The following is an 11,766-nucleotide window of genomic DNA, read 5'->3' on the forward strand; positions in this document are numbered from 1 at the left end:
CTTATACTATGTTGTGGTGACTTAAGTATAACGAATCTTCATGTCTTTTTTTAGTGTTGCGTTTCATCTTACAACACACCTAAATAATTTTGTATTAGATTCTTGTGACTTTATATAGAGTAAAAGAAAAGCATGTAAAAGAATTAAAGTATTTATTCAGTATAATAACTAACCTTTCTCTATTATAAAGTTGTAGTATTTACTTTAACTAAATACTACAAGCGTGTTTTTCATTCTGTTTATATTACATGACTACAACAAGCCCCTTAAAGTTAGGTCCCTGGTCCAACTTTAAGGGGAGTTTAACTGTATTTAATTACCTCTTATTATCTTAATTCAGGCCAATACTCTTTATTATCTTTAATTAATGCATCCAATACTTGTCGTGCCTTTTTAGCATCGACAATAGTACGATTTAATGTTAGAGCCTGAAGTGCTTTACCATATGATTCTTCTATATACGCTTCTACAGTTAACTTTTCAAAAGCATACTGATTCTCGATTAGTCCTTTATAAAAGGTTCCAATTTCTCCAACTGCATAAGGTGCAGGTCCATTAGCTCCCAGCGACGCTGCTACCTCAACCATACTGTCGTTTGGTAAATTTGAAATAATTCCGTTATTTTTTACAATAACCACAAATGTTTTACGTAAATTATTTGCTATTGATGCTGCTACCTCAACCATCATGTCGCCATGAGCATCATTATGAACAACCTTTGAATCTCTTGCTGTACCGTTAGCTACGATACGACGGCATTCTTCAAATACCTTCTTCTCACGGCCCTCTCTCACTTCATCTGTACGTGTCTTTTCAGGATTTAATTGTGATAATTTGTACTCAGGGTAAAGGTAATATTGAAGATACGTATTAGGCAAATAATCCGGAAAGTCTATTAACATATCTTTTACTACAGCATAAGTCTCTAACCAAGATTGATCCCGTTGCTCTGCATCTACTGGCTTAAACCCGCCTGTAGTTATTATTTCTTTCAGTTCAGGTGCCCTATCTTTTCCTGTTTCATCAAAGATATTAGTAAACCATCCAAAGTGATTCAGCCCAAAGTAGACTGGTTCCAAATCATTTACATCGTGGTTAATTAATTTTGAGTAAGACCGGAGCAAATTAACCGGCTGATCACAGATGTTTAAAATTCTTTCTTCTTCTGGAAATATTTTATCCAATGCGAGTGCAACAATCGCAGCAGGATTAGTGTAATTTAATATCCAGGCTTCTGGACTTAAACGGCGTACTTCTTTTACCATCTCGACCATATCTCTTATTGATCGAAGACCGTAAGCAAAACCTCCTGCTCCGCATGTTTCCTGGCCGATAACTCCTAGACTTAATGGTGTTTTTTCGTCTTTTTCTCGCATATTGAATCCACCTGTACGCATTTGACAAAATACAAAATCAACATCTGTATAAGCTATGTTTTTATCAGTTGTATAGACAACCTCTACATCAGGTGCCTCTTCTTTAAATAAGATCTTAGCAAACTCTCCTATAACTTCTTGTCTGTCCTCATCAATGTCGTAGAGCACGACTTTATTTAAAGCAAATTCTTCTAAATGAGTTGTCATTGCTTTCAAAATCCCAGGAGTCCATGTTGATCCCCCTCCAACTAATACGATATTATTTTTTTTCATAATAATCCCCTTTAAATTTTTGATTAATAATATTTATGAACCTTTTGATTCATACATGTAGTTATCTACAATATTTCTAATTTTAGAAATTCGTCCTCCATAAACGACATGCACTGTATTATTGTCGGGTTTGACTATACCGTTAGGGTGTGTTCGTTTAAGTAAATTATCCTCAACCAATGCACCGTCCTTTACCTCTACTCTTAAACGACTAATACAATTATCAACATCAACAATATTGTTTAATCCACCTAATCCTTTAACGATATATTCAGCTGTTTGTCGGTCTCCTTCTTCCACAGTTATACCTTCTTCGTATTCTTCAGTATCCTCAAAATCTGTTTCTCTTCTACCCACTGTTAACACATTAAATTTAGATATAATAAAGGTATAGCTGAAATAATACATTGCGAAGAAAATTGGTCCTGCAATTAAATATATATACCAGTTTGTCTCTGTTCCTTGCAATATACCAAATACAATCCAATCAATTATTCCTCCTTGAATATTACCGATCGCTACATTGAACATCGCTGGAATTAAAAAGGCTAATCCTGCAAAGATAGCATTTACTATCCATAGTATTGGAGAAATAAAGATAAACGTAAATTCAATAGGTTCAGTGATACCTGTTAGTATTACGGCAGTTAATCCTGCCATGAAGAATTTTAAAACTTTCTCTCTTTTTTCAGGAAGAGCCATACGATAAATCGCTAAAACGGTTGCAGGCATTCCAAATACCATATGAAGTATCTTTCCTTGAGCCAAGTATTGTGTAGCATCTGTAGAAAATGGTAAATTGTTATCTAATTGATAGAGGTAAATTTGTAATGCACCTACTAGTGTCTCTCCCTCTATATTTTCCACCCCACCTAAAGCAGTAAACCTGAATGTCTGATTTAAGATGTGGTGTAATCCGGTAGGATTAATAATCTTTTCTGTAAAACCATATAAAAAGGTCCCAAATAATCCACTTTCACTAATTAATTCACCTGTTGATATGATAGCAGTGTTAACCAAAGGCCATATATATGTTAAGACGATTCCAACTACTGACATGACTAGAGCAGCTATTATTGGAACAAATCGTTTCCCGCTATAGAAGGTTAATGAAGGATGCAGTTCGGTTTCTCTAAATTTATTATGCAAGAAAACACCTAATAGGCCCGCAATAATCCCGCCAATAACATTAGTATTATAGACAAAGATGCCTAAGGTACTAGTGTACATTGAATTTTGCAGAGTAGCTTGAACTTGATTTAACCCTTCAACATCCATTAAGTAATCCACGGTTGTAGTATCAGGAGTCAACCCTTGGATTTGTAACAAGTAACTCATTCCAATAAGCATGGCGATATAGCCTACTGCTCCCGCATAAACAGCTACTTCTTTGTCACGCTTTACCATGCCTAGTGGAATAGACATGGCAAATAATAACGGTAAATGCCCGAACGGAAGACCTGCTAATCTTCTAATGAATCCTAAAATATTTTGTAATGTTTCATTCTCTAAGAAAGGTAACACTTCTATAATAGCTGGATTTTGTAGAGCCGCTGCTAATCCTAGAAATATAGCCATAAAAGATAGCAGGCTAATCGGGAAAAGCAGTGATTTTCCAAAACTTTGGAAATTCTTTTTAAAATTTGACATAGAGTAACACCTCTTTTTATTTTTTAATAATAATATTTTTTATTTTTTGTGGTGCTAGGGTAAATGAAGAAATACTGCCTTTTAATTCTTCCATTGGATTAGATAAGTAGCTTTCCTCTGGCAATTGAGCTGTAACTTCTTTGTTTTGTGGATTAAATAAACGAATAAACAAGTCATTTTCTTCAGTAAGCTTTGTTGCAGATACAACTAACTCTTCTAACTCTAGGGATAAATATTTAGACGTCTTCGTAACATTCTCTCTAGGATTAATATTAAAACGGTTAAATTCCTTTTGCTGATATCCTATTAAAGGAGTTAAATATCTTTTTGATATTTTGCTTTCCTGATTTGCATTTTGAAAATCAATTGAAACACGGAAAGTAAAAGTTTGGTTCAAAAGCTGATTATCCGGTGTTTCTATTTCAATTCCAGAAGGTCTTCCAGGTCTGTTCACTAAATTACGTTTACCTAAATGAGAAAATGTTCTAAACAGAGTCAAATAAATACTGTCTCCTAATACTTCGTATTCTTTCAATCCTTCTGTGTAAACTGTACATTGCTTATTTTGACTTTTTAAAGAAATAAAACTTTGTGCTGTTTCAATACTTACTGGCTTTTCAACCCACTGGTCTGTTTCCCAAATATCTAATGCTTCCTGATTATAAACAGCCTTTTCCTGATTACTTAAATAACCATCAACTTTTACTTTATCCGATATAATTCCTGTTTTTATTACTAATCTATAGCGACTGTCTTTTGACTCATTTATATGATTTAAAGATACGTAAATTTTAGAATCATTTTGATAAAGACGAAGTGATCCGGAATAGCCTACTTCCTGATGTGCTATTCTGTTTTCTCTAGCTTTGCTGTCTAGGGGTACATTCATTTTCAAATCGAATTGAATCTCCTGATAGTTTGTTGTTTTATTAACCGAGAAATCTAACGTTCCATTATCTTTACTGTTTATAATCCAATCTTCAACCGGTGGAGAATAATCATAACTGTCTCCTGCATCTCCACTATTTTCAATAGATAAAATATTTTCGTACTTTTTGTTTGTATCTAAATGCACGTAGTCAATTTGATTGTCAGTCACAATTAATTTCCCGAATTTGTTCTCTATTGTGTTCTCTAATGTGGATTCAATATGAGTTACAGGTTCTTCTACATCTTGATAAGTATAATACTGGACACTTAACCCTTCAATACTAGCTACAGGTACAGCTATTGTTGTACGGAAAACTTTAATATCTTGCAATCGAGCAGCGACTTGACGATCAATTAATCCAGCATCTTCTTTTTGCTGAGATACAATAGAATAAGGTATTTTTTCACCTTCTTCATTAAATAATTCAAAATGCTTAGAACGTGTGAGCATTTCGAATTCCACTATTTCTTTTTCTCTCTTTTCAGGTAGACCGTTTACTATTGCGATGGTGTATTCGTTTTGTTTATCGCCCATTATTAGCAATCTAAGGTGAAGTTCTATTTGAGTGTTTACCATCTCAAGGGCATTTAATAGTCGCTGTTTAATATCTTGATTTACCTTGTCCGAGTTACATCCTCCAATACTGTCATGCGCATGAGTACCAAATAAGGTTTTACAAATCTTTTCTACCACAGTATGGGGGTAAGAAATTCCTGCATTATTACCGATAACAGCCAAAGGCTCTAATACATTAAACAACTTATTTTCAATTTCAGTATTCAGAAGTTTTATATCCATACGGGTAGAACCAATTGTTCGATGAATCCGAGCATGTTTACTGTCCGTCAGTTCTCCAGTTACAACTTCTAAATTGTCTACATCCAATCCCTCAACATACGATTCAAAATCACTAATTTCTACTGTATCTTCCGGATATATATTTTCGATTTCTGTAATGACATCCTTGATGTTTTTTTGAATAGGCATTTGATCGTGTCCATTCATAACCAAACGGTTACTTGAAGTAGAATAGGTATCCAGTACATTCATTATTTTATTCATACGTATCTTTAATTCTTCAGGGTCACTTTCTAAGTATTTAGCGCCCTGATAACCAGTTGCTAAGTTCACCCCCACTATTTTACTGTCATCTAATCCTTTCCATATAAAATCGGATTTTTTACCTTTTAATTCACTGTATCCTCTCCAAAAAAAGGTCGAGTTGATACCAAAAGCCTTATATATTTGAGGCATTTGACTTGAGTGGCCGAAAGTATCCGGTGCGTATCCCACTAGCATCGGATGACCAAATTCGCGAGCTCGCTTAATTCCATAGTATAAATTGCGAAAGATAGATTCTCCATGAACCAATAATAAGTCTGTTTGCGTATACCAAGGTCCGACGCGTAGATTTCCTTTAGCTATTAATTCTCTTAATCTATCTTCTGCTTCAGGTTCTAACTCTAAATAATCATCTAGCATAACGCTCTGCCCATCAAGCACGTATACCGTATCAGGATTATTTTCCAGATACTCCATCACTTCTTGCATATGATTTCTAAGAAGAACTTTTGTTTCATCTTTCGTAAAGTACCATTCTCTATCCCAATGAGTGTGCATTAAAATCTGAATATTTCTTTTCATAATAATCTCCTTATCCTTTAAATCCTCTACAAAAATAGTATAGCTCTTTTTCGTGAAAGTGCTTTCCAAGTTTACGGATAATTATCCAAAAAAAAAGAAGCACTTAAAATGCTCCTCGGGTTCCTAATACTTTGGAAAATAATTGGTTTTTAATTGGTTTATAACCTCATTTATCATTAAGATTATATGCAGTTGCTGTTCTCGAGAAATCCCTTCCATTTTATCTACTGGAACGTCATGATAAAAAGAACAATCGCTCTTGGACATCACAGAAGAATCTTTTTTTGTGATGGATAGTATTTCCATATTAAGATTTTTTGCTTCTTTTATAATTTGTAAGCATCTTTGCGTTTCTCCTGAGTTAGATAATATTAAAATGGAGTAATCATTAAACCTTTTTAACATCTGTAATTCAGAAACGATAATAGCTGGGATACCTAAATAGAGTAATTGCCTAGTCATATACTGTGCAGATACGTTAGAAGCACCTAAACCAAATAGTAGAATTTTATTTCTTTTGCTATAAATTCTTTTTATCAATTCATTTGAATGATTAAAATTTACTTTAGATAAAAAATATTCTGTATCTCTAATATGACGATTGGTTTTTGAATCTATCATGTTAAGATCTTCTTTAATAGCATATTTTAATTCACTAAACCCCTTAAACCCCATTAATTTACAAGCTCTATTAATGGAAGCTTGAGAGGTATAACTTTCTTGAGCCACTTTTACAACGGTTTGGTTTGGCACCTTTCGTATGTTCTCTTCAAGATAATCTAACACTGCTGCTTCACTTTTAGTAATAGGGCGATCAAAATTTCGTTCTTTTAATTGATGAATGACATGGTACATTTTTCGCACACCTCTTCTCTTTGAAAAAGTATAACATATTGCAGAATATATCCGTCCATACTCATTTAATTTTTTCTTTCCAAGTAACCGATAAAAATGTATATTTTCAAATCCCAAATTAAAAATCAGGTTAAGTTAAATGAAATTATTTGAAATAGAAAAACCTAAACAAGAGAAAGGACCTGGTGGGTAGTGCGGTCTCTCTTTTCTTGTCTAGGTTTTACTAGTGTAGTTATTAGTCTATTTCTTTATGCAACTAGAATCGGTAATGAATGGCTTCTTTGAAGACTTCTATTAATGTTTTATTTAATTCATCTCCACCATCCAAGTTCGCACTGTAAAATATAGGTGGTTTTTCCATGCCTCTAGCTTTTAATTGCTTAACTGTTTCCACTACCAATGTATTAACAATAGTGGCGCCTACAACTGTAGAAGAGGGGCCGACGCGTTGATCCAATCCTTCAATCTCACACATTCCATCCCCTTTATGACCATGATTATCTATAACGATATCACTGTATGCATAAAGGTTTTTTCCAGATGAATGTCTGGATTCTACTGATTTTGAATAGGTTAGATTGGTTATAGATATAGTGGTGACCCCCCTTTTTTGGGCTTCCAGTGCTAGTTCGATGGTCACCGGATTACGACCGGAAACCGAGTGCAAAAGGAGCACGTCTCCCTTTTTAAAAGGCGTTTTGTTAGCTAAGGCAGTGCCATAACCCATTAACCGCTCCATTTGGCTTGTGTGCGTAATTGGCTCTACATCTAGGAGAATACTTTCCCCAAATATGGGATTAATAACCATTAATCCTCCTGCACGATAATACAACTCCTGAGTGAGTATGCCTGCATGGCTTGCTCCAAAAGCAAAGAGGGACTGTTTCTTTTCGACAGCTTCTGTTAGGACTGTGACCGCTTTTTCTATAGCTTCCTTTTCTTCTTTCTCAACAGTATCCAGTATTTCTCTAATTCCCTTGAAGTAATCAAACATTAGCCTACCACCCCTGAAAGTAATTGGGCTAACCAGCTAGCTAATGGCCCAAATAAGGAGAAGTCATTTCCACCAAAAATAAGCATCCAGTTTCGTATTGTCGTTTCATAAACTATAACGGATATACCCATTAAGCCAACCATTACTATAGCCGACACAACGGTCCCTATAATGGCACCTCGCAAGCCTCCTTGCCCTTCTCCAACGACGGCCGCTCCACCCATTTCAAAGAAAGATGTGACAACAAGTGGAATTAAGATAACCCCAAATAAGTTTGTAGCATTAGCGATTAGAATCATAACAGTTGATGTAATCATCGCTACAATAAAACCTAAGATAACAGCGTTCGGTTTATAGTTAAATAGAATCGGAACATCAAAGGCTGGAACAGCTCCCGGAATAACTTTCTCAGAAATCCCTTGGAATGCAGGGATGATCTGGTTAATTAACATACGTACCCCATGAAGCATGATGATTAAGCCCGCACCAAAGGTAATCCCTTGTGTAATAGCAGTAAAGAAAGGATTGTCTCCTTCAGCTACAATTTCTGGAGTGATAAAGGACATGATAATATACATAATAAAGATAACAATGGCACCCATGACAGATATCTCACGGAAGAAAGACAAGCTTTTTGGTACATTTAATGATTCTGTTGAGCGTTCTTTATTTCCTACACGTTTAGCCACAAAGCCTGAAATCAAACTTAAAATACCTGTTGGGTGTCCGATAAGGAAGGAATCGTCTTCTGTGACATCCCAAATATATTTGCGCATAATCCATGGCATAAACGACCAATATAAAGCAGACAACACAGCTCCGAAGGCAATCAATGCAAAGCCTGATAGTCCTCCTTCAACTCCCGCTGCAACGAATATAAACGGGAACCACCATAGCATATGACCGGTTAGGAAAATGGTTTTAACCGGAGTAAAGCGAGCAATGAGTAAATGAAGAATCAAGCCGACAAACATGGCCAGGCCTACTTCTCCCCCATAATCCGCTGTAAATGTCACATCGCTAAGCGCTTCTCCTACTTCTGCTCCCCCTGCAATAGTTTCTTGGAAAGCATCATTAATAGGAGCAATGGTGCCAACAATTAAACCGACCCCTGTATCCAAAATAAGCATACCGAAGGCTGCTGATAAAGAACCCTTCACAATATCTGCTATATTTTTCCTTTGTATAATCAACCCTATTGCTGCAATCAAACCGAGTAAAACGGGTGGGTTACGCAGTATATAATCTGTTAGAAAATCTAATACTCCTTGCATGTGTTATCATCCTTTCGCATGATTAGCTAAAAAGTCATCTAATGCAGCTCCTACTTCTTCCTTATCCATATAGCGTTTTATCGGATAAACCGGTGATTTAGTCGAAGATTTTAAATCGTCTCCTAGTTCCTGACTGGTAAATATCGCATCCGCATCACTCCCTTTAGCGGAACTTAAATCCGTATTTTCTACATCACACTCAATTCCCCGCTCTTTGGCAGCTTTTTCTATAGACATTTTCAATACCATTGACGATCCGACACCAAATCCACACACTGCTAAAAATTTCATTTTATTTCTCTCCTTTTTCTATTATATTGAGTAATTTTTCATGATTCCCTGATAGAAAGATGGCGTAAACTTCCTCATCCATCAATAATTCAGATACTTCTGACAATGCTTCTAAATGAGAGGTAGAGTCTACCGCTGCCAGGACTAAAAATACTTTTACAGGATTCCCTTTTAAGTCAACCGGTTCATCCAAAGTCAGTAAAGCCAAGCCAACTTCATTCACGCCTTTCCCCGCCTTGGCATGAGGTAAAGCGAAATAATCTTTCAGTACAATATAAGGCCCGTTTGCTTCCACACTATTAATCATCTCTTGAATATAGCTTTTTTCTATCACTCCTTTTTTTAGTAGTGGGTCAGCAGCAAAGGCAATGGCTTTTTCCCAATCTTCCATCTTGTCGGCATGCTGCATGGTTTCTTTTGTAAGATATTCCCTAAGCATAAGCTTCCCTTCCTTTTTAATGATAGTTTGCCAAATAGCGATATATGGCTGAGTCTGGCTGGTTAAAGAAGACCCGTTCTACATTCTCTCTTGACTGCATCACCTCGTATATTCTTTCTATAAAAAAGCTAATATAATTCATATCCGCTTTAGACACTGAAATTAATATGACTATATCAACTTTCTCTGTTCCCCATGGTATTTTAGTCTCATTAATTAGGATAGAAACAGTCGTTTCATTAACATATGCTGGATTACCGTGAGGGATAGCGACTCCTGTTTCAAAAGCTGTTGAGGACATCTCTTCTCTGTCAAAAACAGAATCCAGATAGTCAGGAGTTACTTTTTCTTCATTTTCTAAAGGCTGAACAAGAAGGCTGATAGCTTCCTTTACAGTTTCAGATCGCCCTTTAATGATTTTAAACCGCTTTCTCAACGATGAAATAAACGGGTGCTCTTGTTCATATACAGCTGGATGGTGGGTGAGACCTGATTGACTTATTAATAGAGTACTGGCCTTTTTCTCTAATTCTTTCAATTCTTTATCTGAAGGGATAGTCGACAAATAGAGTACGGGAGTTGATTCCAGTTGAATCGGCACAGTGGATATAATTAAATCTACTTTAGATAAGTTGGCATGCTCCATTTTTTCTTTTGGCATGATTTCATATATATGGGCACTGGGTAGTACGTGTTTAATCCGTCTTTCCAATAGTTCTGTTGTCAGTGTCCCTGTCTGACTGACAATGAGAACTTTTTTGATGTTCGTTCTTCTTTCAAGAGCAGATTGGAAATGGATCATTAAAAAAGCAATCTCATCTTCAGGTATTTTCTTTCCTATTTCCTGTTCAAAATCAATCACACTATACCAAGTCAGGTGAAACATTAAAGAGTACTGCTTTTTTATTTCTTGAATATAAGGATTCTGAAGGGGAATATCATTTTTAAGTCGAAACGACATCGGGATAATATGATTGAGCAAGCCTCTTTTAAGTTGCGGGTCTTGAGACAAATCTTCGTTCAGCATACTTCCAATTTTTTGAATCATATCCTCGGCGAGTGATTCATAATACTGGTTATACGTAGTCTCGGCTAATTGGGAAATCCCATTCGCTATTAAACATTGGTTGACGTAGAGAGTGTCTTCTAGTGTGCATGAAATACCTGTTTTATTTTTTACAAATGCAGTTAGTTCATTAGCGATATGAAAGGTTTCAAGTTCACTTATGCGTTCAAAAATATATCCTTCTGCCTGACCATGGTGAAAACCTAAACGGATACGGTAATAAAGAATCATAAAGGATTCGAACAAATTTATTCGGTAGTAATCGGCTATATTGTACTTGAGCCCCAGCCTTTCTACTTCAGAAACCAGTGTTTGGCTGATTAAAGAATGGAGGTTTAATTCTTCTTTAATAAATGAGGCATAAGAACTAAGGTTAATAGGAGGATGATGATAATTTTTTTCGAATCTGTATCGTAACAACTTGCTCCACACTTTTTGAATCGACTGTTCGCTTCCTACAATGACAGACCCTTCATGATTGGATGCCCTCTGAATGTCTTCTCCAAAAAAAGTTTCTTTTACTGCTTTAATATCTTTCACTACCGTTGAACGGCTGACATAGTACTCCTTAGAAAGCTGGGAATAAGATAGACGCTCACCGTTTAGAAGTTTCTTTAAAATAGTATGTTGCCTTTCTTCTGGCTCAATTTCTAGGAATGGATTCAGGTTTAGGGTATACATTAAACGATCCTTGTCTTTTCTCTTCCCTTTCAACCGAATACCTACTCCCGGTCTTTTTTCTAACTTAACAGTACTGCTATCCAGCGCCGATTCTAACTCATCCAAATAGGTATAAAGAGTGCGAGAAGAAACGGACAATTTCTTGGCATACTCGCCAGCTGGTTCGAATTGTTCTGATTCTACGAGCAGTTTAAGCAAGCGACTTTTAGGATTTGAACTCATCTCTCTCCACCTTTCTTCTATCTTTGAAAAAAGTATAGCACAGAATTGTAAGCGCTAAAATGCATTTTTT

9 protein-coding genes are annotated in these 11,766 nt (G+C 35.8%); all 9 read right to left on the reverse strand.

Translation table 11 applies throughout. The annotated features are described in order from the left end of the window. Nucleotides 1-326: 326 nt before the first annotated feature. The 9 genes from ABDZ53_RS05665 to ABDZ53_RS05705 all read right to left on the reverse strand — a co-directional run bounded on the left by ABDZ53_RS05665 (nt 327) and on the right by ABDZ53_RS05705 (nt 11,696). Nucleotides 327-1,649 (reverse strand): 6-phospho-alpha-glucosidase, encoded by a 1,323-nt coding sequence (locus ABDZ53_RS05665; protein ID WP_343754623.1) that lies wholly within the window; start codon nt 1,647-1,649, stop codon nt 327-329. A 33-nt stretch (nt 1,650-1,682) separates the two neighbouring features. Continuing rightward, nucleotides 1,683-3,299, reverse strand: coding sequence for a PTS transporter subunit EIIC (locus ABDZ53_RS05670; protein ID WP_343754624.1), 1,617 nt, complete (start codon nt 3,297-3,299; stop codon nt 1,683-1,685). A gap of 16 nt (nt 3,300-3,315) precedes the next feature. Continuing rightward, a complete protein-coding gene (locus tag ABDZ53_RS05675) occupies nt 3,316-5,874 on the reverse strand; it encodes a glycoside hydrolase family 38 N-terminal domain-containing protein (protein WP_343754625.1) in 2,559 nt (852 codons plus the stop codon). Between the two features lie 123 nt (nt 5,875-5,997). Beyond that, nucleotides 5,998-6,729, reverse strand: coding sequence for a MurR/RpiR family transcriptional regulator (locus tag ABDZ53_RS05680; RefSeq protein ID WP_343754626.1), 732 nt, complete (start codon nt 6,727-6,729; stop codon nt 5,998-6,000). Nucleotides 6,730-6,985: 256 nt separating this feature from the next. Further along, the gene (locus tag ABDZ53_RS05685) at nt 6,986-7,723 is read right to left on the reverse strand and encodes a sugar isomerase domain-containing protein (protein ID WP_343754627.1); all 738 of its coding nucleotides are present in this window, start codon (nt 7,721-7,723) and stop codon (nt 6,986-6,988) included. Further along, nucleotides 7,723-8,997, reverse strand: a complete 1,275-nt coding sequence (ulaA, locus tag ABDZ53_RS05690) for a PTS ascorbate transporter subunit IIC (protein ID WP_343754628.1) — start codon at nt 8,995-8,997, stop codon at nt 7,723-7,725. The genes ABDZ53_RS05685 and ulaA overlap by 1 nt, the downstream gene beginning before the upstream one ends. A 6-nt stretch (nt 8,998-9,003) precedes the next feature. Then, on the reverse strand, nt 9,004-9,288 hold the full coding sequence (locus tag ABDZ53_RS05695) for a PTS sugar transporter subunit IIB (RefSeq protein WP_343754629.1): 285 nt from the start codon (nt 9,286-9,288) through the stop codon (nt 9,004-9,006). A gap of 1 nt (nt 9,289) precedes the next feature. After that, nucleotides 9,290-9,727, reverse strand: a complete 438-nt coding sequence (locus tag ABDZ53_RS05700; RefSeq protein ID WP_343754630.1) for a PTS sugar transporter subunit IIA — start codon at nt 9,725-9,727, stop codon at nt 9,290-9,292. Nucleotides 9,728-9,743: 16 nt separating this feature from the next. Further along, on the reverse strand, nt 9,744-11,696 hold the full coding sequence (locus tag ABDZ53_RS05705; protein ID WP_343754631.1) for a BglG family transcription antiterminator: 1,953 nt from the start codon (nt 11,694-11,696) through the stop codon (nt 9,744-9,746). Nucleotides 11,697-11,766 lie beyond the last annotated feature (70 nt).

This window comes from Alkalibacterium iburiense (assembly GCF_039521845.1).
GTDB lineage: Bacteria > Bacillota > Bacilli > Lactobacillales > Carnobacteriaceae_A > Alkalibacterium > Alkalibacterium iburiense.